At 67.9% G+C, this 22,524-nt stretch carries 15 protein-coding genes; 8 read left to right on the forward strand and 7 right to left on the reverse strand.

Annotated elements, in window-relative coordinates:
• The first annotated feature begins 43 nt into the window (after positions 1-43).
• The 3 genes from ACSNOC_RS08435 (at position 44) to ACSNOC_RS08445 (ending at position 3,780) form a co-directional block, all read left to right on the forward strand.
• The gene (locus ACSNOC_RS08435) at positions 44-1,354 is read left to right on the forward strand and encodes a DUF3631 domain-containing protein (protein WP_436746690.1); all 1,311 of its coding nucleotides are present in this window, start codon (positions 44-46) and stop codon (positions 1,352-1,354) included.
• A 159-nt stretch (positions 1,355-1,513) separates the two neighbouring features.
• Positions 1,514-2,134: a plasmid mobilization relaxosome protein MobC gene (locus tag ACSNOC_RS08440; RefSeq protein WP_436746656.1), complete on the forward strand. Its 621-nt coding sequence runs from the start codon at positions 1,514-1,516 to the stop codon at positions 2,132-2,134.
• Positions 2,131-3,780 carry a relaxase/mobilization nuclease domain-containing protein gene (locus ACSNOC_RS08445; protein WP_436746657.1) on the forward strand — a complete coding sequence of 550 codons (1,650 nt, stop codon included), beginning with the start codon at positions 2,131-2,133 and terminating at the stop codon, positions 3,778-3,780. Before ACSNOC_RS08440 ends, ACSNOC_RS08445 begins: the two co-directional genes overlap by 4 nt.
• Before the next feature lie 64 nt (positions 3,781-3,844).
• On the opposite strand, the gene ACSNOC_RS08450 is transcribed toward ACSNOC_RS08445, so the two are convergent.
• Positions 3,845-4,780: an SUMF1/EgtB/PvdO family nonheme iron enzyme gene (locus tag ACSNOC_RS08450; protein WP_436746658.1), complete on the reverse strand. Its 936-nt coding sequence runs from the start codon at positions 4,778-4,780 to the stop codon at positions 3,845-3,847.
• 10 nt (positions 4,781-4,790) lie between these two features.
• Complete coding sequence (locus ACSNOC_RS08455) at positions 4,791-5,567, reverse strand: aminotransferase class IV family protein (protein ID WP_436746691.1); 777 nt, start codon at positions 5,565-5,567, stop codon at positions 4,791-4,793.
• Between the two features lie 316 nt (positions 5,568-5,883).
• On the opposite strand from ACSNOC_RS08455, the gene fxlM reads away from it, so the two are divergent.
• The 5 genes from fxlM (at position 5,884) to ACSNOC_RS08480 (ending at position 12,603) form a co-directional block, all read left to right on the forward strand.
• Entirely contained in the window at positions 5,884-7,113 is a 1,230-nt protein-coding gene (gene fxlM, locus ACSNOC_RS08460) for a methyltransferase, FxLD system (protein WP_436746659.1), read from the forward strand.
• Positions 7,114-7,179: 66 nt separating this feature from the next.
• A complete protein-coding gene (locus ACSNOC_RS08465) occupies positions 7,180-7,371 on the forward strand; it encodes an FxLD family lanthipeptide (RefSeq protein ID WP_436746660.1) in 192 nt (63 codons plus the stop codon).
• Positions 7,372-7,453: 82 nt separating this feature from the next.
• Entirely contained in the window at positions 7,454-10,501 is a 3,048-nt protein-coding gene (locus tag ACSNOC_RS08470; protein WP_436746661.1) for a lantibiotic dehydratase, read from the forward strand.
• On the forward strand, positions 10,498-11,634 hold the full coding sequence (locus tag ACSNOC_RS08475) for a lanthionine synthetase C family protein (RefSeq protein ID WP_436746662.1): 1,137 nt from the start codon (positions 10,498-10,500) through the stop codon (positions 11,632-11,634). The genes ACSNOC_RS08470 and ACSNOC_RS08475 overlap by 4 nt, the downstream gene beginning before the upstream one ends.
• Positions 11,635-11,646: 12 nt before the next feature.
• Positions 11,647-12,603 carry a thiopeptide-type bacteriocin biosynthesis protein gene (locus ACSNOC_RS08480; protein WP_436746663.1) on the forward strand — a complete coding sequence of 319 codons (957 nt, stop codon included), beginning with the start codon at positions 11,647-11,649 and terminating at the stop codon, positions 12,601-12,603.
• A 156-nt stretch (positions 12,604-12,759) separates the two neighbouring features.
• On the opposite strand, the gene ACSNOC_RS08485 is transcribed toward ACSNOC_RS08480, so the two are convergent.
• From ACSNOC_RS08485 to ACSNOC_RS08505, 5 genes are read right to left on the reverse strand one after another with little or no spacing between them, the layout of a single operon-like run.
• Positions 12,760-14,379 carry a protein kinase domain-containing protein gene (locus ACSNOC_RS08485; protein ID WP_436746664.1) on the reverse strand — a complete coding sequence of 540 codons (1,620 nt, stop codon included), beginning with the start codon at positions 14,377-14,379 and terminating at the stop codon, positions 12,760-12,762.
• 45 nt (positions 14,380-14,424) lie between these two features.
• On the reverse strand, positions 14,425-17,646 hold the full coding sequence (locus ACSNOC_RS08490; RefSeq protein ID WP_436746665.1) for a type I restriction endonuclease subunit R: 3,222 nt from the start codon (positions 17,644-17,646) through the stop codon (positions 14,425-14,427).
• A 60-nt stretch (positions 17,647-17,706) separates the two neighbouring features.
• On the reverse strand, positions 17,707-18,957 hold the full coding sequence (locus ACSNOC_RS08495; protein WP_436746666.1) for a restriction endonuclease subunit S: 1,251 nt from the start codon (positions 18,955-18,957) through the stop codon (positions 17,707-17,709).
• A complete protein-coding gene (locus ACSNOC_RS08500; protein ID WP_436746667.1) occupies positions 18,954-21,020 on the reverse strand; it encodes a type I restriction-modification system subunit M in 2,067 nt (688 codons plus the stop codon). The genes ACSNOC_RS08495 and ACSNOC_RS08500 overlap by 4 nt, the downstream gene beginning before the upstream one ends.
• Entirely contained in the window at positions 21,017-22,429 is a 1,413-nt protein-coding gene (locus ACSNOC_RS08505; RefSeq protein WP_436746668.1) for an HsdM family class I SAM-dependent methyltransferase, read from the reverse strand. The genes ACSNOC_RS08500 and ACSNOC_RS08505 overlap by 4 nt, the downstream gene beginning before the upstream one ends.
• Between the last annotated feature and the right edge of the window lie 95 nt (positions 22,430-22,524).

Consider the following 22,524-nt stretch of genomic DNA (forward strand, 5'->3'; position numbering starts at 1 on the left):
GGACCAAAACCGCCGACGAAATCCTCGACAAGGTCGCCACCTACTGCCGACGAATCTCCGACTCAGGACACTAGGGGACCGGTCCGCATCGGCTGCGGACCGGTCCGCAACCCGTCCGCCCAGCCGGTCCGCCGGTCCGGAGGGACAGCGGACGGCGCCGCTCTCCGGCGGAACGGTCCCCGGTCCGTCCCCGAGTTCGGCGGACCGCAGCCCCCGGTCCGCGGACGGCGGTTCGGACGGACCGGCGGACCGGACCGTCCCCGCCCCCGGTCCGGGAGCGGAGCTGCTCGACGATCTGCGGCGTCTCATCGCGCGTTACGTCATCCTGCCGAACGAGCAGGCCCTGGACGCGGTGGTGCTGTGGACCGCCGCGACGCACCTGCAGGACGCGTTCCAGCACGCGCCGCGCCTCGCGATCCTCGGTCCGGTGAAGCGGTGCGGGAAGTCGCGGCTGCTGGACGTGGTCACCGAGACGGTCCACCGGCCTGTGATCACGGTCAACGCCTCGGCGGCGGCCATCTTCCGCTCCATCACCAGCCGCCCGCCGACCCTGCTGGTGGACGAGGCCGACACCCTCTTCGGCAGCGTCAAGGCGGCCGAGCGCAACGAGGACCTGCGTGGCCTGCTCAACGCCGGGCACCAGCGCAACCGCCCCACCCTGCGGATCGGCGGCCCCGAGCAGAAGGTGATGGCCTTCCCCACGTTCGCGATGGCGGCACTGGCCGGGATCGGCGACCTGCCCGACACGATCATGGACCGCGCCATCGTCGTCCGGATGCGCCGCCGCGCCCCCGGAGAGACCGTCGCCTCCTTCCGCACCCGCCGCGACGTTCCCGAACTCCACGCCCTGCGCGAGCAGTTCACGGCCTGGTCCGCCGACGTGATGGACGAGGCAGCACGGTTGGAACCGCACATGCCCGTGGAAGACCGCGCGGCGGACACCTGGGAGCCCCTCATCGCCGTCGCCGACCTCGCCGGCGGCCACTGGCCCGAGCGGGCACGCGCCGCCTGCCGATCGATGACCGCCGCCGAGGAGGCCCAGGAGCGCGAGACTGGTCTCGGCACCCGCCTCCTGGCCGACATCCGCCGCGCCTTCACCGCCCTGGGCGACCCGCCCGCCCTGCCCACCACGCGCCTGATCGCCGCCCTGCGCGACGATCCCGAAGCCCCGTGGGCCGAGTACGGCCTCAACGGCCTCACGCCCCGCGGCCTGCAACTCCTCCTGCGCGACCACGGCATCTCCTCGTCCAACATCCGCTTCCCCGACGGCAACCAGGCCAAGGGCTTCACCCGCAACAAGTTCACCGACGCCTGGCTGCGCTACTGCGCCGAACCCCCGCCCGCAGACCGCTGACCCGTCCCAGTCGTCCCCGCGCAGCCCAGCGCGGGGACGACTCGTCCCGCCGCGACGACTCCACCCGTCCCGCGCCCGCGACCCGTCCCACCCCTGACCAGCCACGCGACGACTGGGACGACTCCAGCCCACCCAGCCACCACACACAGGAGCCGCTCCATGCCCGACGAAAACCACCCCGAGACGACAACCCCGCCCGCCGACAGCGGAGCAAGGTATGGCGTTGGACCGTCCAAGGGCCGGGCCAACGCGGTTTCCGCCCCTGGGGTGGCGGAGGAGCTCGGGCACCAGGGGGTGCCCGAGGGGGAGACCGTCGTCGGCCCGCTGCTGCCGCGTGCCGCTGATGAAGCAGCTCTGCGCCGCGTCGCCCGCCGCCGCCAGCGCGACGATGTCCAGCGCACCCAGCGAGTCGACGTCCGCTACAGCGTCGCCGAAAAACAGGCGATCACTGCAAAAGCTCGCTCGATGAACATCGCCGGCGCCCACCTCGTCGGAGCCGCTGTCATGGCCTACCTCGAAGGCGACCTCGCTCTGCCCGGCCAACGCACCGCGATCGACGACTACATCGACGAGCTGAACGCCCTGCGTGCCCAGGTCGCGAAGATCGGCACCAACGTTAACCGGATCGCCCGGGTCCTGAACTCCGGCGGCCAACCACACCCTGTGGACACTGCCGTCCTGTCCCGCGCCCATCGGCTCCTGGACACCGTCCGCGCCACCGTGGCCGCCATTGACGCAGCCTCGTACAGTGCGGTGGCCGGAAAGGCCGCAACGGAGTGATCGCCAAGATCACCGGTGGTCAGGACACCGGCAAACTGATCGCCTATCTCTACGGCCCCGGCAAGGCCAACGAGCATACCGACCCGCACCTGGTCGCCTCCTGGGACGGCTTCGCCCCCGACCCCGGCCGTTCCCCTGACTTCAACGCCACCAAGAAGCAACTCGTGAAGGCCCTCGACCTCCGGGTGAAGCAGGCCGGCGACCGTGCCCCCAAGCGGCACGTGTGGCACTGCTCCCTACGTGCCGCGCCCGAGGACCGCCTCCTCAGCGACCAGGAGTGGGCCGACATCGCCCGCCGCGTCGTGCACGCCACCGGTATCGCACCTGACGGCGACCCGGACGGCTGCCGCTGGGTCGCCGTCCGCCACGCCGAGGACCACATCCACATCGCCGCGACCAAGATCCGCAGCGACCTGCGCCCCGCCCGCCACTGGAACGACTACCTCACCGCAGACAAGGAACTCGCCTCCATCGAGTATGAATACGGACTCCGCCAAGTCGCCCGTGGCGACCGCACTGCCGCACAGCGCCCCACCCGCGCCGAGCAGGAGAAAGCTCACCGCACCGGGCACCAGGCAACGGCGCGAGAACGTCTGCGCGTCGCCGTCCGCACCGCACTTTCGGTCGCCACCACCCCTGAGGAGTTCCTCGGCATCCTAGCCGGCACCGGCAGCGTGCTGATCGAGACCCAGCGATTCCCCTCCGGCGACATACGCGGCTACAAGGTCGCCCTTGACGGCGACACCAACGCCACTGGCGAGCCCATCTGGTTCTCCGGCTCCAAACTCGCCCCCGACCTGTCCTTTCCCAAGATCCGCGAGCGGCTGGCCGCCACAGAAGAAGGGCCGAGGGGGCCGCGCAGTCCCGAGCCATGGCACCAGGCCACCGCAGCAGTCGAACGCGTCCCCCTCCACCTCGACCAAGCGAACGACAAAGCGGTCCAGGCTCACCTCGTCGCCTTCGGCGAAGCCCTCGATATCCTGCCCCTCCTCGCCCCGCAGGACATCCGGCCCCAACTCCGGCGAGCCGCCAACGCCTTCGAACGCGCCACCCGCTCCCGCATCCGAGCCGAGCACCACCACGCACGCTCCCTCCGCCGAGCCATACGCGGCATGCGGACCGAACCTGTGGCTGGCGACGGCGCCGGGCTCGCGATGTTCCTCGACGCTGCGCTCCTCATCGTGATCGCTGCCCTACGCTGGCACGAACTCCGACACCACGACCAGCAAGTCATCAGTGCACGCCAGACCCTCGTCCACCTGCAAGCCGCATACGCCCAAGCCGCCGCAGCGCCCCTGACAGCGCTCGCCCACCGCAGGCCACCACGGCAGACCATCGAACGATTCACCCGACAGATACACGAGGGCGCATCCGGCCACGCCCGGCAGATCCTCGACGACCCTGCCTGGGGCTCTCTGGTCGCCGCGCTCGCCGACGCCGAAGGGGCTGGTCACCAGCCGGAACGAATCCTCCAACAAGCCCTCGGCCAGCGGAGCCTGGAAGATGCACGATCGCCCGCCGAGGTCCTCACCTGGCGCGTGCTCCGCCTCACCAGGAGGCAGGCAGCACCCGGGCGGACGCGACGGCCAGTCTCACGCGTACCTCGCCAAGCCGACACCGCCGACTCAGCGCGGAGGCTCCGATGACCGCTGGCGCCGGATGCCCAGAACCGGGCGGTCACTGTTTTCACGGGGCTCACACCCAATGCGGTCAGTCGGCAGGCGGCATGCCCTCTACCGCCACGACGCAGCGGAAGCCGGTGTCATCGTCCCGCATGGTCCCGGACGCGTCGTTGAACGAGGACGGCGCGGCGAGTTCGAACGGACTAGTGAAGGCGCTGCCCTTCAGTTGGTAGCGTCCCGGCCGGGACTCGGTGGCGCACCATTCCCAGACGTTGCCGCACAGGTCGAAGACGCCCGTTGGGCTCACCCCGCTCTGATAGCGGCTGACCGAGGTCGTGTGCCCTATCCCGGATTCGCGAACGTTGCATTTGGCGGCGGTCGCGGAGTCGCCCCATGGATATGCGTTGCCCCGGGGGCCGCGAGCGGCCTTCTCCCACTGCCGGCTGGTCGGCAGCGACTTGCCCGCCCAGGCGGCGTAGGCGGCGGCCTCGTGCCAGGTCACCCACACCACGGGGTGGTCGTGGACGCTGTCCGGGCACCGTCCGTCACTGCCCCAGTGCCGGGGTGGCGCCGCGCCAGCGTCCTGGACGTACCGGGCGTAGTCGGCGTTCGTAGTGGGGAAGACGTCGATCCAGAACGCTGGCAGCCACTGGGCCTCGTTGCCCGGGCCGGAGAGATAGATGCCCTCCTCGACCAGCACCATCAGCTTGCCGTCCACAGGATGGCGCCGGTGCTGGCGAACGTCGGCCGCGAGTAACGTCTCCGTGCGCGGATCCTCGCCGGACGCGGCCTGTTCGGTGATCAGCGTGGCGAACCGCTCCTGGATCTCCGTTCCGGCGACGGACAACAGGGTGTCCAGCGCGGCCTGGGTGCCCTGACGCGGGACGATGCCGAGACCGCGCTTCTCCCATGTGGAGACCATGCGGTCGCTCACGCCGATCCGCGCGGCGAACGCCCGGACCGTCATGCGGTGGGCGAGTCGTAGCGCCTTCGTCTCTCGTCCGGTCCAGCGGACCACCCCCATGGCAAGGCTCCTAGACCGGGTCGCCCGGCAGGCTCAGGTACGCGTCGCGCAGCGACGCCAGCACCGGGTGCTCGGTCGGCAGCGTGGTGTCGTCGATGGCCGAGATCGCCCGGACGCCGATGCTGGTGTTGGTGGCGAACGCGGCCCGCATCCCGTGTGCTTCGGCCAGTGTCACGGGCGCCGTCGTATGGGCGTGGTGCTGCTGGAGCAGGGCCATGGTGACGCCCGGCAGGACCTCGCCCTTGGGCCACACGACGGCGCCGTCGGTGTCGATGAACCCGACGTTCCAGGTGCCGCCCTCGGACACGAGGCCGTCGGGCCCGGCGAACAGCGCGTCGTCGAAGCCCGACAGCTGCACGGCGCGCCTGGCGTGCAGGGCCCCGAACAGGCCGAGGTGTTTGACGGCGGGCAGGTCGCGCACGTACGGGACGGTTTTCACGCGCAGCGGCGGCAGCGGCATCGGGCCGGTGGGGCGTGTGGTCACCAGGATGTGCGGGGTCGCCGGAGATGAGGGGTGCCCCATGTCCAGGGCCGGGTCGAAGACGCTCACCCGGACCACGAACGATCCGTCCTGCCCGCTCACGGCACGGCGCACGTACTCCCGTACGCGGTCGGTGTCGAGCTGGGCGCCGAACACGGTCAGGCAATCCCGTTCGAGCCGCTCCAGGTGCAGGTAGAGGCCGCGTACCCGCTGGTCGTCCACGCGCATCGAGGTGAAGTGCCCATAGTTGGTCAGCGCCAGGGCCTTCAGGGACTCGGGGTCGGCGGGTCGTCCGTTCAGTTCCATCACGAGGATCAGTGTGGCAGCGGGTGCCCGGCCGCCCAGCCCCTCAGGCTGCGAGTGGGCATGGAAGTTCAGCAGAAGTTCCACAGTCGCCGTCCGCGTCGTCCCGGGGACGTCCTGCCAGGGGCAGGCCCGGGTTCGGCCGCGGAGCCACAGGCCCAGCCCTCGCTGGTGCGACCTAAGTTCGGCAGCAGTTCCTTCCGCGAGCCGTGGTTCCACCGTTTGTCTTGGTACTGCGCCGCTACCGAACGTTGCCGCCAGCCTCAGTCCGGACCCGGCGCGCATCGCCGAGAAGGAGAACCGTGGAGAACCACCCGACATGACGACCGACGACATGAAATCCGCTGTGTCAGCACAGCAGTTGCGAGACGAGATGGTCAGGCACCTCGTCGGCATGGGGGCGCTCAGGGACAGCCGTGCCGTGGCCGCGTTCCGCAGGGTCCCGCGCCACCTCGCCACCCCGGACGAGGACATGGCCAGGACCTACCGCGTGGAACACGCCGTGATCACGAAGACGGACCCCGACGGCGTCCAGCTCAGCTCCGTGTCCGCGCCCCGTATCCAAGCCATGCAGATCGAGCAGGGTGACATCCGTCCAGGAATGCGCGTTCTGGAGATCGGTTCCGGAGGTGTCAACGCCGCGTACCTCGCCGAGATCGTCGGGGAGAACGGCTTGGTGGTCACCGCCGACATCGACCCGGAAGTGACGGGGCACGCGGAGAAGTTCCTGCACGAGACCGGCTACGAAGGCCGGGTCCGCGTCGTCACGGGAGACGGCGAGGCGGGAGTACCGGAGCACGCCCCGTACGACCGCGTCATCGTCACGGTGCAGGCCGCCGACATCCCTCCGGCGTGGTGGGAGCAGCTCGTGGAGGGCGGCCGGCTCGTCGTCCCGCTGCGGATGCGCGGTATGACGCGCACAGTCGCGTTCGTCCGCCGTGGAGACCGTTTGGTCAGCGACGGGTTCGAGCTCTGCGGCTTCGTCCCGATGCAGGGGGCCGGTGAGAACAGGGTCCGCCTAGTGCTGCTGCACGACGTTGAGGGCGAGGAGGTCGGTCTGCGGCTGGACGGCCACCCGGAGCCCGATGCCGAGGCCCTGGGCTCCGCCCTGAACACTCCGCGCGTTGAGATGTGGTCCGGAGTGACGCTGGCGGGCGACGAGTCGAACGAACACCTCGACCTGTGGCTGACGACCGTCTTCGACAACCTCCCGCTCCTCACCGGGAAGCCGGCGGCCCGTGCCCGGGGGCTGGTCGCGTCGATCTCCCCGCACGGCATTCCCACGCTCGTCGAGGGCGACAGCTTCGCCTACCGAACGGTCCGGCCAACCGACGACCCCGACCGGTTCGAACTCGGCGTCATCGCCCACGGCCCCCGTGCACGGGCGGTCGGCGACCGGATGGTCGAGCAGATCCAGGTCTGGAACCGCGAGCAGCGCGGCAACCACGCCCGCATCGGGGTCTATCCGGCAGACACGCCGGACGACCAGCTACCCGCGGGCCGCGTCATCGACCGGCCACACACGCGGATCGCGATCACCTGGCCGTAGCGCCGACGGCACCAGCGGCCAGGGCAGCAAAAACACAGCCACCCGCACATTCACAGGAGGAACGAGATGGCACCCCAGACCAGCGCAACGCTCAAGACCGGTACCGAGTACGCGCCCGACGCCGACTCAGATTTCGACCTCGACATCGAGGTCCTCGCCTCCGCCCCGGTCGTGGCCGGCCTGCTCAACGACACCGGCGACGGCTGCACCTCCACCTGTCAGTCCGCCTGCTCCAACAGCACCTGTATCGGCGGCTGATCCAGCGGCACGGGGTCCGGGGCGGTACCGACAGGCCGCCCCGGACCGAGCATCACACCGCGACGAGGAAGGAGGCACAGCGATGTACCATGCCATTGACGCCGCGCTCATCAGAACCGCGGCCCGTCCGCTGGCGGCCGAGCCGCCCTCCTGGCCGGACATGGACGGCGACACCGCCGCCGACGTTCACCGCTGGCGGCAGTGGATGGAACGGATCTGGGCGGACGAGACCACGGTGGCGGCTATCGAGGTCGCCAGCCCTGCGCTGGCGGAAGCCGTCCTCGGCGTGCTCGCCGGCCACATCCAGCGGCCCCGTACAGTGCGGCGCGCCGTCGTGTCCCTGATCCGCTACCTCCTGCGGATGCGGTACCGCGCCACTCCCTTCGGCCTGTTCGCGGGAGCCGCGCCCCTACGCCTTGGCGACACCGTGGAAGTCCGTTGGGGAACACAGCACCGCGTCACCGCCCGCGCGGACGCGAAGTGGTTGAACGACGCGGTCGCCGCCCTGGAGACGCACCCTGGCCTACTGCGGCTCCTGCCTGTCATGGCCGATCCCACCTGCTTCGTTCGAGGCACCAAGGTCGTCGTGCCGCACCAGCCCGGAGCGGACGGGCCCTTCGAAGTGACCCTGCGGCGTACCCCAGCCGTTGAGACCGTGCTCGACCTCGCCCGCACCCCCATCACGGTCGAGGACATCGTGGACAAGCTGCGGGCCGACTACCCCGACACCCCCACCACCGTGATCGAGGACATGCTGCGCCACCTCGTCGCGCACCGCGTTCTCCTCACCAGCCTGCGGGCGCCCATGACCACCGACGACGCCCTCGGCCACACCGTGTCTCAACTCGCCTCCCTCGGCGCGGACGCCGTCCCCGAGGCCGTGCGCACCATCGGGCAACTCCGCCGGATCCACCAGCTCCTCACTCGCCACGACGCCGCACCGGCCGACGAGCAGCGGACCATCCGCACCGAGGTGACCCAACGCATGACGGCCGTGACCGGGGCGACCGAACGGGGCCTCGCGGTGAACCTGCGCCCCGACTGCGACATCGCTCTCCCCACGGATGTCGCCCGCGAGGCGGAGCGCGCCCTGGCAGTCATGGCACGCATCTCGCCGTTCCCGAACGGGCCCATGGCCTGGCAGGACTACCGCGCCCGCTTCCTGGAGCGGTACAGCATGGGCGCCCTGGTCCCCGTACGAGATCTCACCGACCCCGACATCGGCCTGGGGTTCCCGGTCGGCTACCGGGACTCCGTCCTGAGCCGGCCCGTTCTGGCGACCACCCGCCGGGACGAACACCTCCTCGCACTCGCCCAGGACGCCGCAGCGAGCCGTGCTCGCGAAATCGTTCTCACAGAAGAGGACTTCGCCGCGCTGGCGGTCGGCGATGTCTCCCAAGTCCCCGCGCACGTCGAGCTGTGCTTCACGGTGCTCGCAAAATCCCAGGCCGCCTTGCAACAGGGCCGCTTCGAACTGTCCCTCGCGGGCCTGTCGCTGGCGGCCGGAACCACCACGGGTCGTTTCCTGGCAACGCTGGAAGACGCCGACCGACAGCGCGTGCTGGCCGCGTACGCCGCCTTGCCCACCCTGGACGCGGGCGCCGTCCGGGCCCAAGTCTCCAGCCCACCACTGCGGTTGCGCACCCAGAACGTCAGCCGCGCCCCCGCCGTCGTACCGCACCTGCTCTCCCTGGGTGAGCAGGACCCGGCCGCCACACTCCGCTTGGACGATCTCGCCGTCGGCGCGGACTCCCAACGCCTCTACCTGGTATCGCTCGCCACCGGCAGGCGCGTCGAGCCGTCGGTGCTGAACGCCGTGGAACTCACCAATGCCACGCACCCCTTGGTCCGCTTCGTGACCGAGGTCCACCGCTCGCACGTCGCCGTGCTGGCCCCCTTCGCCTGGGGAGCCGCCGCTCGACTGCCCTTCCTGCCCGAGGTCCGCGTCGGCCGCACGATCCTGTCCCCGGCCTGCTGGCGACTGAAGAAGCGCGATCTGGCCGCGCACGATGGGACTGGACGGATGCGCCGACTCATGGACTGGCGTTGCCGCTACGGGGTGCCAAGCACGGTCTTGGTCGGCTCCGACGACCAACGCCTGCGCCTCGACCTCGACGACCCCACACACCTGCGGATGCTCCACATCGAAGTAGAACGCACCCACACGGTCACTGTGCACGAGGCGCCGGAGGAGGACGCGTACGGCTGGCTCGGCCGAGCACACGAGATCACCATGCCGTTCGCCTCCACCCTTCCGCCCGCCACCCCACTTCCGTTCCATGGAACGGTGGTTCGCCGTGACTCCGGCCGCCTGCCCGGCACCTCCCGGTGGGCGTATCTGAAGCTCTACTGCCATCCGGAGCGCGCCGCGGAGATCCTGACCGCGCACCTGCCCACGTTGTTCGAACAGTGGGATGACGGCGCACCGTCATGGTGGTTCACCCGTTACAGCGACCTGGGCACCCACCTCCGCATCCGCATCAAACTGCCCGGCCCGCACGCCTTCGGCGACACCGCCCAGCGCGTCGGAGCCTGGGCGGCGGCGCTCCGTGACGACGGATTGATCAGTCGCATCCAGTGGGACACTGACGAGCCCGAGACCGGCCGCTACGGAACGGGACACGTCCTCGACGCCGCCGAGCACTTCTTCGCCGCGGACTCCGCCGCCGCAATCGCGCAGTTGGCCCTCGTCATCCCGGCCGACCTGCGCCCGGCCGTCACCGCAGCCAGCCTTGTGGACATCGCGGTGGCCTTCACCGGTAGCCCGGCGGCCGGCCACCGCTGGCTGGTGGAAAACCTGCTGAAGTCCGACGGCATAGCGCCCGCCCGCGACGTACAGAACCAGGCGATACGCCTGTCCGCCCCGGACACCGGCCTCGCCACGCTGCGCTCGCTCCCCGGAGGCGACCGGGTCGCCGCCACCTGGGCCCGCCGCAGGACTGCCCTGGAGCAGTACCGCACCGCCCTCACCCACGAGGGCGCCGATTCTCTCGCAGTCCTGCCCTCCCTCCTGCACATGCACCACAACCGAGCCGCCGGCATCGCCCCCGACGGCGAGGCCACCTGCCGCCGCCTGGCGCGCACCGCCGCCCTGTCATGGACCGCACGACACCAAGGAGCACCGAGGTGACGACCGCCTCGTCGTCGAACGCCACCCGGCAGTCGCTCGCCCACGACCCGCTCGGTACCGCCCTGCTCCTCATCGAACGGGCCCACCAAGGCACCGGCGCCTGGCTAGCCGTGCACAGCCAACTCGCTGCCAATGGCCCCCTCATCGAAGGCACCGAGGCGAGCCTCTTCCTCGGCGCACCCGCGATGACCTACGTCCTGCACCTGGCCGCCGCCGACAGCAACCGATACGCCGGCGCCCTGCATGCCCTCGACACGATCGTCGCCACGCACACCCGCCGCCGACTGGACACCGCCCACGCACGCATCGACTCGGGCACCCAGACCAGCTTCGCCGAGTACGACTTGCTACGCGGACTGACCGGACTCGGCGCCCTCCTGCTGCGCCGCGCCCCCGAAGGCGACCCGCTGAAGGGCGTACTGGAATACCTGGTACGCCTCACCGAGCCGATCACCGGACCCGACGGACGCGCCCTGCCGGGCTGGTGGGTCTGGCACGGCCCTACACACCTCGATGCACCCATCCCCGGCGGCCACGCCAACGCCGGCCTGGCCCACGGCATCACCGGCCCGCTCGCACTCCTCGCCCTCGCCGCACGGCGCGGCATCACCGTGCCCGGCCACCACGACGCGATGCTCCGGATCTGCCGCTGGCTGGACCGGATACGTCAGAGCGATCACGCTGGCACCCGCTGGCCACGATGGATCACCGCGACCACCACGGTGCCCGACCACCCGGCCACTCCATCCTGGTGTTACGGCACCCCGGGGCTGGCCCGCGCCCAGCAACTCGCCGCCATCGCCCTCGGAGACCCCCACCAGCAACGCATGGCCGAGCAGGCACTCCTCGCATGCCTCTCCGATCCACTCCAACTCGACCAACTCACCAACCGCGGCCTATGCCACGGTGTCGGAGGACTGCTCCGCACGGTCCAACGCGTCGCGCAAGACGCGGAGGACCCCGCCGCGTTCAAGTCGCATCTCCCCGAGCTCCGCGAACGCTTACTCGCCCTCCGCCCTCCGGAGGACGACGGACTTCTCGAAGGGACCGCAGGAGCAGCCCTGGCATTCCAGAGCGCCGAAGCGGACTCCGAGCCCGCCACCGACTGGGACGCCTGCCTGCTCCTGTGCTGAGGAGATGACGAAGTGGACCACAAGAACGCCTCCGCGATGGAAGACGCCATCCTGTCCGTCCTCACCGGAACGCCGGTGGGCGAAGCCGCCCTCAGGGCCCACACCTCCCCGGCCCGGCTCGCCGACATGGCTGACCGCTACCGCACGGCGGGCCTGGCCGCACTCGACACCCAACCAGCGGGCTGGCACCAGGTGAACATCGAGTTCGCCGACTACCCCACTGCGGAGCACGCCTTTCGCTCTTCCCTCCTGCCGTCCCTGCGCACCGGACCGGTCGGAGCATGGTGGTTCTTGCGCAAGTACCCCTGCTGGCGCCTACGCGTCCAGCCGGACACGGACGCGCGAAGCGAAGACACCGCCAGACACATCGCCGAAGCTCTCGACCACGCAGCATCCCGAGGCGTCGTCCAACGATGGTGGCCCACCCTGTACGAGCCGGAGACATTCGCCTTCGGCGGCCCCTACGGCATGACGCTCGCACACACGCTGTTCCACGCAGACAGCGTCGGCGTTCTCGACTACCACCAGCATGCGACGGACAGCACCGGCGATCTCCTGGGATCCAAAGAGATGTCCTTCCTCCTCATCACCGCCCTTCTGCGCGCCGCCGGACTGGAGTGGGGCGAACAAGGGGACGTGTGGGGGCGGGTCGAGGGCCGCCGGCCACTGCCCGCTGACGTGCCTCGCGACCAGCTCGACCGCATGGCACCCTCACTGCGGCGACTCCTGGCCCTCGATACGGACGCCCTCCTCACTGGCGGCCCCCTGACGCCCCTGCGAACCTGGGTCATCGACGTACGCAGCAGCGGACGAGCACTCGGAGACGCTGCATACGCGGGCAACCTTTACCTCGGGCTGCGCAGCATCCTGGCCAGGCACGTCCTCTTCCACTGGAACCGCATGGGCTTCACCACCCGCCAACAGTCCCTCTGCGCGCGCGCTGCACGCGAGGCGGTCCTCGGCCGCTGAACGAATGCTCCGCCTTCGGGGCTGATGACGACACGTCGAATTGCCCCCGACGCGGCAGCGAGACAGTTAGCGAAATAGGTGAACCGCACCGTGTCGGGCGGCGCTCCGATCTACGCCGGGGCTGTCGGAGATGCTGGCGAGGTCCCCCCGCATCAATCAATCGGTGAGCCGACGGAGCCTGGCGAGGAAGCCGTCAATCTCCGCGAGCTCTGGTGCTTGAGGGCCTCGGTAACGTTCCATCGCATCACGGAGGACGATCGCGGCGGCGTGCGCCTGAGAGAACCGTTCAGAGCCAGCTTCCAAACGCATGATCCGGGCGAGCGCGTCAAGATGGCGATCGACAGCTCCCTGGTCGTGTTCGTCCGGCTCCTGCCGCACATAGGCGCCGAATGCGGCGAGGGCCGCCGTGGACTCGCCGAGCTCCATGCGGCACTGCGCCGCGTAGTACCGGCACTCCTGGACCAACGCGTCGCCGGTGTCGTATCGACTGCTCACCGTCGCACCAACCCGCTCGAAGAGTGCGGCGGCTTCGCGGAAGGATCCGCCCAGGTAGTGCACATGGGCCAGGGACAGACTCAGCTCCTCGGTCATGGTGTCGTCCCCTGCACGTGTCAGGGCGTCCGTGAGCACGTCTGCGGCCTGCGCGAACTGGCCCTCCTCTGTGAGCTTCGCCGCTCGGTCGACCACCTCGTCGAATTCGTCGTCCGTCAGTGGTCTGGTCGCGACATGAGACTGGGCAGGAACTGGTATGTCTGTTGCGGTGAGGTGGGTCCAGCCGCCGAAGGGCCGGGTGAACGGCCGACAAGGGTCCAGATCTCGGCCATCGGACGCCAGCAGCGGGAGAGTGCCGGGCGGGGTGCCCTTGAGTGCGTGGGGGAGGAGCGCTTCGTAGACAGCCGCTGCGGCGAGTCGCTGCTCGGACTCCTTCGCCAGCATGCCTCGCAACAGTTGCTCGATCTCGTAGGGCACATCAGGGCGAAGGGCCCTGACAGACGGCGGTTCGCTGTGCACGTGGTGCCAGAGGTAGGAACGGTCGTCCGAGGCCGTGAAAGGGGTACGCCCGGTGAGCAGTTCGTAGAGCACGCAGGCGAGGGCGTAGATGTCGGCGGCTGGGCTGACCGTGTTGGCAAGACACTGCTCGGGTGAGATGTACGCGGGCGTGCCGACCGTCATGCCCTCCTGCGTGAGATGGGGGTGCGTTCCGGCACCGAGAAGGGCAGCGACACCGAAGTCGAGCACCTTGACCACTCCGCCGGGGGTGAGCATCAGGTTCGCCGGCTTGATGTCGCGGTGCACGATGCCCCGGCGGTGGACCTCGTCCAGGACGGAGGCGATCTGCGCGCCGATGGCCGCTGCCCACGCGAGCGGTAGCGGCTCATCGTCGTAGTCCGTGTCCCAGATTAAGGTCGAGACCTCACGCCCCTTCAGCAGTTGCATGACGATGTACAACTGACCAGTCTCGTCATCGACGCCTGTGTCGTACACCGCCGGGATTCCGGGGTGATCGTGGAGGTCAGCAGTGGTCCGGATCTCCCGCAGAAAGCGCTGGCGCCTGGTCTCCAGCGCCTCATCGTGGCCTGCTCGCCCAGCCGAGAACGGAGCGGAAGACTGTTCGACACGCATCAACTTGACCGCTACACGCCGATCCAACCGCTCGTCGTACGCCTGCCAGACGTCGCTCATGCCGCCGGATCCGACCGGCTCCTTGAACCGGTAGCGGCCGGCGAGCACTCTCGCCGGTTCCGCCCCGTCCTGCGCCGGCGTCACGTCGCCCATCGGGTTCCCTCTCCGTGCGAGTGCTGCGCTGACCGCGTAACAAGGCTACGGCGCAGGCGGTTCCGTGCGCTTGTGCGCGCCGCTTTTTAGTTGGGCAGCGCGCTCCGCGGTCGCTTGCCGGTCGGCCTCCCGACGCGCCGGGCGGCGGATGAGGTTGTACGACTGTGCCGTCGCCACCTTCTTGAACAGGCGGTTGACGTTGTCGTCGTCGAAGTAGCGGACCATCAAGGCGTCGTTGGACTGAGCCTGCCTGATGACGAAGCCGTCCATGTCCTTGGCGAGTTCGCGGCCATAGGTCTCCGAGTCCTGGGCCAGGGCCAGCTGCTGCATGTCCGGGTCCTCGGCGATGGTCACGACGAGCTGGCCGAGCAAGATCTGGTCCGCCGTGGTGAGCCCTGCCCCGTGCTCCTCGTTCAGCTCGTCGATGATCTCCATGAGAGACCGTTCTTCGACCTCCGGTGCGGAGCCTGCCGCCTCCGGCACCAGTCCGGGCAGCACCTGGGCACCGGCGGCTTCCAGCTTTAGCTCCGGGTTGCCCGTCTGCTGCACCCGCATGTGGCTGGGCACCGTCTCCCCTATGTCGGCAGCGGCGGTACCGGTTCGGCGCGGCAGCCGCCTGAGCAGGAACCGCCCGTACTGGAAGAGCCGTTCGAGTTCCGTACTGTCGAATCCGATGACATGCGACAGCCAGCCGTATGCCTTGACGTACGACTCCAGAGCGCGCCGAAACTCCTCCGCCTTGTCGGGCTCTTGGGCGGCCAGCGCGTTGAAGCGGTCCATGGCTGGCGCGGTGTAGTGGTACAGCTTTGCGTGCGCCTTCTTGATCTGCTCCTCGGTAGCCCGGCCACCGTCGAGGGCCTCGAAGTACGCCTTGACGAGGGCATCCATCTCCGACTCGATGAGCAGCTGGTAGGCCATGACCTCGTCCTGCCGGTCGAAGAGCAGGTTGGGATCGGTGATCTCGGTCAGCGACGCCTCGTAGTACTTCTGGAAGGCATCCAGGATCACGTCGGGCTTGTTGGCGAAGTCCAGGACGAACAGGTCCTCCTGGGACTTGAGCGGATGGGTACGGTTCAGCCGGGAGAGCGTTTGTACGGCGGCGACGCCGGCCAGGGGCTTGTCGACGTACATCGTCGTCAGCAGCGGCTGATCGAAGCCGGTCTGGTACTTCTCCGCCACGACCAGGATGCGGTACTCCGGCTTGGGTACGGTCGGGGCGCTCCGGTCGTCTGCGCGCACGTAGCCGAAGCGGCTGGGCAACTCCTTCTCCGGGAAACCGTTGAGCTTGGACTCGGTGTACTCAATACCGCCGATCTTTACCGCACCCGAGAAGGCCACGAGAGTGCCGCAGTCGGTGAGGCCGCGCTCCTCGATGTGGCTGCGGATGGCCTGGTAGAGACGTACGGTGTGCTCACGGCTGGGGGTGACCACCATGGCCTTGGCACGTCCGCCAAGCTTGGCCGCGGTGTGCGACCGGAAGTGCTCCAGGATGATCTTCGCGCGTGAGGCCATCGAGGCATCCGAGAGCAGTGCCGCGCGCACCAGCTTGGCGCGGGCCTTGCGCGGGTCCACCTGTCGCTCGGCCTCCTCGGCCGCCGCCTGCTGCAGCTTGAAGTAGGTGGCGTAGGTGGCGTACGTGCCCAACACATCGAGGATGAAGCCCTCCTCGATGGCCTGGCGCATCGAGTACACATGGAACGGCGCGTACTCGTCACTGTCCGGAACCGAGACGCCGAAGAGGTGGAGCGTCTTGGGCTTGGGCGTGGCGGTGAACGCGAAGAACGACATGTTCGGCTGCTGGCCCCGCGCCAGCGCCTCGGCGGTGAGCGGGTCGCCGTCCTCGTCGACGGTGTGCGCGCCGAGGGCCTTCTTCAGCGCCGCCGAGCCGTCGCCGCCCTGGGAGGAGTGCGCCTCGTCGATGATCACGGCGTAGCGCAGGGTGCCGAGTCCGCCGACCTTCTTCAGGACGTACGGGAACTTCTGGAGCGTGGTGATCACGATCCGGGCCGTGGATCCGGTGAGCGCCTCGGCAAGCTGGGCGGAGTCCTCATCGATCCGCTGCACCACGCCAGGGGTGTGAGTGAACTGGAAGATAGTGTCCTGGAGCTGCTTGTCCAGGACCCGGCGGTCCGTGATGACGATGACCTTGTCGAACACCGGCTCATTGGTGCCCAGCCCCTTGGCCCGAACGGCCTCGCCCAGGTGCGCAGGATCTTCGGGGGTGTGCAGGGAGGACAGGCGCTGCGCCAGCCAGGCGATGGTGTTGGACTTACCGGAACCCGCCGAGTGCTGGATCAGGTAGTTCTCTCCGGCGCCGTGCTGGGCCGCGTGTGCGGTGAGCTGTCGCACGGCGTGCCACTGGTGGAACCGGGGGAAGATCAGCGGCTGCGTGTGCGCGCTGCCCGGACGATGAGAGGGGGCCTTGCCAGCCTTCGCTTGTTCGTCCTCGATGTGCAGGAAGCGCTCAAGCAACTCCAGCCAGTTGTCCCGCGCCCAGACCTGCTGCCAGAGGTACGACACCGGGTACGTCCCGTCGGTCTCGGCGCGGCTAGGGTTACCCGCGCCGCCGATCTGACCCGGCCCACCCGACCCCATGTTGAAGGGGAGAAAGCGGGTCTTGGGCCCGGCCAGACGGGTGGTGAGGAACGCCAGCGTCGGGTCGACGACGAAGTGCACCAGGGTCCGCTTGGCGAAGAACAGCTCCTTCGGGTCGCGAGCGGTGCGGTACTGGCGGATCGCGTCCTCGGCGGTCTGCGGGTGCTTGGTGGTGTGGTTCTTGAGCTCGGCTGAGGCCAGCGGCAGCCCGTTCAGGAAGAAGGCCAGATCGACGGACTTGGCGGGCGTCTTCGCGGAGTAGTGGAACTGCCGGACGACGGTGAGTCTGTTGGCGTTGTAGTTGTCGAGCACGCCGACCGCGAGGGTGTGCGCGGGTCGGAAATATGCCAGCTTGAACTTGATCCGCTGGTCGACGACGCCGTGGCGGAGCACGTCTAGGACGCCGCGAGAGTCGATCTGCTGGGCAATCCGCTTGGCGAACCGCTGGATCGAGAACTTCTCGCCAGCGCCGTACTCCGCTTGGAGCCGGAGCCAGGCGTCGTTCTGCGTCGCGCCGAGGAATGCGGCGAGTTCGGAGGTGTCGATGCCGAGCTCGTGGTTGTAGGTGTTGGCCAGCCCCCGCTCCCAGCCATGCGCAAGGAGGCCATCCTCGACGGCGATCTCGAAGGCCGCCTCGTCGTCAACGCGGCGCGAGCGAGGAGTCGGGGTCACGGTGGTGCCTCCTTCGGGCGGGTGGGACGGGACTGGAGCGGCGGGGTGCGTTGCGCGGCGTCAAGCGATGGATGTACCGCGAGCGGTGGTCACGTCGAACTGACCGGTGACGGCAGCGGTGATGAGCGCCTGTCGGCGTTCGATCAAAATTCCAAGCTGATCATCAAGCCTTGACATCAGCGATTCAATCACTCTTGCCTGCCTATCCAGTTCGCCCGTCAAACGCTTCTGCTCTTCAATGGAAATCTGCGGAATGGGGAGTTTTTTCATTGCGCCGACATTGAAGTGAGCCTGAATGCTGCCAACCGAATACTCTGCAACATGTCTGCGCGAATATTCAGAATTCAGTACATACTCGAGATAGCGGGCGAAAATTCCTTCGCCTGGGCGGATCAAGATGAGGTCGATACAGTTGGCGCCATCAAGGTCCTGCGGTACGACGGCGGCCGCACCTGCCTGACCGGTTCGGACAACTACGACGTCGCCAGCGTGAAGTGAGGATTTACGATGCTCGGCATGCCCCTCGGTGCTAATTTGCACGATGTCATCCCGCACGACTTTACCCGGTCGTACGTTTACACCTCGAAGTGCTGGTACTCCGTCGCGATTCACGTACCACTTGGCGGGGGTGATCACGATACCGACAGTAATTTCTTGTGCCACATAGTTCAAGGGAACAAGATCGTTGCGCTGCCGAGCGAGCCCAAGAACCTCTTCGATGAGCCGCTCGCGACGCAGTACCAAGAGGTCTCGCATCTTGCGTTTCCGCTCGGTCAATGTGTCGATGCGCGCGGTCTCGGCATCGAGGAAGTCGGCAATCCGGCGCTGCACATCGATATCTGGAACGGGAATCTCCAGGCTTCCGACCTGTTCAAAATTTAGCCCATCACGATTTCCTCCCACCTGCATGGAGAGAATCTGTCCCTGGGATGGGTGGGTCGACAGGGCATAGGCCAGATATCGCGAATCAAGATTACCATTCGGCCGAATAATACACACATGTTGATTAACGTTGGCTTCGCCGAGTCCCTCGGGAAAATAGGTAACGCGCCCAAGGGAGGCCCCCGTGATGTTCAGCAGAACATCACCTGGAAACACCCGGGTTCCACGCATTTCGCGATGAACGACTTCATCGATATACGCAACATCGTCCAGGCGTAGGCCATCAAAGTGAATATTTTGGCTACGCAGGAAAATGACACCATTACTCTGATACGTCTCCGCGCCGCCCGCTGGTGTCTTACCGCTCCCGATTTTCGTCGCCAAAAGCTTGATGCGACATGTGCTCCAGACCGAATCAACGATCGTCATGCTGTCACCTCGCCCAGCAGTACCTGAATCTCGGCCTCCAGCGACTTCAGTTCCGCGTCAATCTCCGGAAGCGGCCTTGGCGGCTCGTACACGTAGAAGTGCCGCGTGAACGGAATCTCGTAGCCGACCTTGTAACGCTCAGTCGTCTTGGTCTTCGGGTTCTTGAGCTCGGTGATCCACGCGTCCTTGACGTGCGGCTTCACCTCCTTCTCCAGATACTCGTCGATGTCCTGTTCCAGTGGGACGTTCTCCGCGTCGCGCAGCTCGGGGTCGTGCTCAGGCTGCTTGCCCTTCACGTACTGCACTTCGCCCTTGGGGTCGCGTACACCGACCGCGTCTCGCAGCGCCTTCTGGAAAGTGGCGGAGGAGGGCCAGAGCAGGCCGGCCGCGTTGACCGCCTTGTGCAGCGCGTCCCACGCCTCCGCCTTCGTACGCCACACTTGGCCGATCAGCGGCTTGAGTGCGCCCGCGAACTCCCGCTGCCGCTTGGCCAGTTCCGCGGGGTCGGTCATCTTGTCGCCGAAGACCTTCCCGAGAGCGGCGGAGTCGGCCAGATGGGCTAGCGCGTCCTCAGTGACCTCGAAGCGGAGCTTGAGCGGGCGGTCGACGGTGATGCGCTTGTAGCCGTACTCCTCATTGCGAAGGATCTTGATCTTTGCGTGGTCGGGGTGGTTCTCATCCGCCGCGATCTGCTCGGCGTCGCGGTACATGGCACAGATGTGGCGGATCTGCTCCTCCGAAATCTCCTTGCGTTTCTCGCCGAGGGACTTCCGGCGCTTGACCCACTCGCCCCGCGCGTCCAGGAGGATGACCTTGCCCTTGCGCTGCTTGGGCTTGCGGTTGGACAGAATCCAGAAGTACGTGGAGATCCCGGTGTTGTAGAAGAGCTGGTCCGGCAAACCGACGATGGCCTCCAGCCAGTCCTGCTCAAGGATCCAGCGCCTGATCTCCGACTCTCCGGACCCTGCCCCGCCCGTGAAGAGCGGAGAGCCGTTGAAGACGATCGCGATACGCGAGCCGCCAGTCAGTTCGCCCTTCTCGTTCTTCGACAGCGGCTTCATCTTGTGGAGCATGTGCTGGAGGAAGAGGAAGGAACCATCGTTGATGCGGGGCAGTCCGGCGCCGAAGCGACCGGCGTAGCCCTTCTCCTCGTGCTCCTCCTTCACCGCCTTCTCAGACTTCTTCCACTCGACGCCGAAAGGCGGGTTGGCCAGCATGTACCTGAACTGCAAGTCCTCGTGCCAGTCGCGGGTGAAGGAGTTGCCGAAGCGGATGTTCTCGGCAGCGTGTCCCTTGAGGAGCATGTCGGAGCGGCAGATCGCGTACGACTCGGCGTTGATCTCCTGCCCGTACAGGTTGACCCTCGTGTCTGGATTGAGTTCCTTGATGTGCTCCTCGGCCGCGGCGAGCATGCCGCCCGTGCCGCAGGCCGGGTCGAGGATGTCGACGACCTGTCCAGGACGGAGGAACGCCTCGTCGTCTGGTCCCAGCAGCAGCTCGACCATCAGCTTGACGACCTCGCGCGGGGTGAAGTGCTCACCGGCGGTCTCGTTCGAGGCGTCCGCGAACTTGCGGATGAGTTCCTCGAAGACGTAGCCCATGTCATGGTTGCTGACCCGTCGCGGGCTGAGGTCGATGTCCGAGAACTTCTTCACCACCTGGTACAGCAGGCCGGCGTCGTTCAGCCGCTCGATCTGGATGTGGAAGTCGTAGCGGTCGATGATCTCGGTGGCCTCCGGGGAAAAGCCCCGGATGAAGTCCTTCAGGTTGGTGTAGACGTTCTTGTCGTCGCTGCCGATGGTCTTGAAGTCCTGCTTCGAGACGTTGTAGAAGGGCAACTCGGCCACGGCCCGCAGCAGTGCGTGCGGGCGCTCCCCGGTGTACGACTCGGCGCGGTCCCGGACCGCCTGGCGGGTGCCCTTCTCCTCCAGTACGCAGTCGAGTCGGCGCAGTACGGTGAGCGGCAGGATGACCTTGGCGTACTCGGACCGTTTGTAGTCCCCGCGCAACAGGTCGGCCACCGACCAGATGAAGTCGGCCAACTGCTGGTTGGTGTCGCTCACTTGTCACCTTCTCGTGTCACGTCCGGCGCGAGGGCGCCGTTGGTCAGTCCGTCGTAGGCGAGCCGGGCGGCCCGGTCGCTCATCTTGGCAACTTCCTTGATCCTCCGCTCGAACTCGCCCAACTCGCGGAAGACTTCCCCGTAACGGCGTTGCTGTTCGATGTCCATCTGCGGAAGCTGCGCACCCCGCAGGTCGGCGCGGTGCGTTCCCGTGCTGGAGGTGTTGCGGCGGGTGTTGCAGGCGCTGCGGAGGAATCCGCGCAGGTAGTCGGTGTCGAGCTGGTCGGTCGTGGAGATGGTTTCGCTGCCCTCCGTGGCTACCAGACCCGCCTGGACAAGGTCACTGACATCGACGGCATTCAGTTCCTCCATCGTGCCTGCGCCGGGCCCCGGTGGGAGGGCCGGGAGCAGTGCGGCAAGTTCGCGAAGCTGTTCTCCGAGTGCTCGGCGCAGCTCTGCGTACTCATCGGGGTAGTCGGGCTGGGTGGCGGTGACGTACGTGGTGGGGCTGAGGTCGACGTCATCGCGGAGCAGGTTGATCAGAGGTACATCGGCGACCTGGTCCGGAGCCGGGTCGAGGGGGCCGTCGGGATCGATGGCCGTGAGGTCGACCATGCGTACAGAGCGGACTTCGTCGCCCGGCTTGGCGGGGCGGCGGAGCTTCCACAACAGCAGCGGCATGCTGTGGCTGCTCGCGAAGCCGGCGGGGAGAGCGGTGACCGAAACGAGGAGACCCTTGCGTACGAGTTCGCTGCGGATGCGGCGGCCGCTCTTGCGGTAGGCGGCGGACGGCGGCAGCGCGATGATCGTGCGTCCGCCAGGCGCTGTGTGGAAGTAACAGTGCTGGAGCCACGCGAGGTCGCTCTCCGCGCGCGGTGGGACGCCGAGTTCCCAGCGTGGATCGAGCAACAGATCCTCGCGCCCCCAGTCGGGCTGTCCCAGAGGCGGGTCACAGACAACGAGTTGAGCCCGCAGGCCGGGGAGGCGGTCGTCCCGAAGCGAGTCGCCAGCCTCCACCTGCGCCGGAGGACCGTCAGCGAAGCCGGTGCGCAGCCGTGCCAGGCGCACCAGGCCAGGGTGGGTGTCCTGGCCGGCGAGCAGGGTCGTCCGTGGGCCCGCCACTGCGAGAAGGAGGGAGCCAATGCCGCAGGTGGGATCGTACGCCAATCCGTCCGCTGTGCCCGCGAAGTGAGCGAAGGCGCGGACGAGCCGGGACGAGGAAACTGCCTGAGCACCGCTTCGGCCGACGGAGGCGAGGTACCGGCTGACCAGGTCCTCGAAGAGCTGAGGCGCGGATCTCTCTTTGACGAGTCGGTCGACCACGCTGGACAGTTCGTCGGGCACCTCCCCGGACGCACGGGGCTCGTCTCCGCTCAGCGTGGAGCCGATGCGGGCGAGCGCGGTGGTCATGTCGTCACCGTGAGCCGTGCGCAGGAACTGCCAGAGAGCGACTTCCGGTGAGGCCCCCCGCCCCTTGCGCTGACCCGTAAGCCACTTCTCCACCT

Source organism: Streptomyces sp. URMC 129 (genome assembly GCF_051386415.1).
Classification (GTDB): domain Bacteria; phylum Actinomycetota; class Actinomycetes; order Streptomycetales; family Streptomycetaceae; genus Streptomyces.

What these genes read in the sequence shown, in the direction of transcription:
- ACSNOC_RS08485 (WP_436746664.1), bottom strand. Translation starts at nt 14,379, where the DNA reads ATGGGCGACGTGACGCCGGCGCAGGACGGGGCGGAACCGGCGAGAGTG.
- fxlM (WP_436746659.1), top strand. Translation starts at nt 5,884, where the DNA reads ATGACGACCGACGACATGAAATCCGCTGTGTCAGCACAGCAGTTGCGA.
- ACSNOC_RS08450 (WP_436746658.1), bottom strand. Translation starts at nt 4,780, where the DNA reads ATGGGGGTGGTCCGCTGGACCGGACGAGAGACGAAGGCGCTACGACTC.
- ACSNOC_RS08505 (WP_436746668.1), bottom strand. Translation starts at nt 22,429, where the DNA reads ATGACCACCGCGCTCGCCCGCATCGGCTCCACGCTGAGCGGAGACGAG.
- ACSNOC_RS08440 (WP_436746656.1), top strand. Translation starts at nt 1,514, where the DNA reads ATGCCCGACGAAAACCACCCCGAGACGACAACCCCGCCCGCCGACAGC.
- ACSNOC_RS08495 (WP_436746666.1), bottom strand. Translation starts at nt 18,957, where the DNA reads ATGACGATCGTTGATTCGGTCTGGAGCACATGTCGCATCAAGCTTTTG.
- ACSNOC_RS08470 (WP_436746661.1), top strand. Translation starts at nt 7,454, where the DNA reads ATGTACCATGCCATTGACGCCGCGCTCATCAGAACCGCGGCCCGTCCG.
- ACSNOC_RS08465 (WP_436746660.1), top strand. Translation starts at nt 7,180, where the DNA reads ATGGCACCCCAGACCAGCGCAACGCTCAAGACCGGTACCGAGTACGCG.
- ACSNOC_RS08455 (WP_436746691.1), bottom strand. Translation starts at nt 5,567, where the DNA reads ATGGAACTGAACGGACGACCCGCCGACCCCGAGTCCCTGAAGGCCCTG.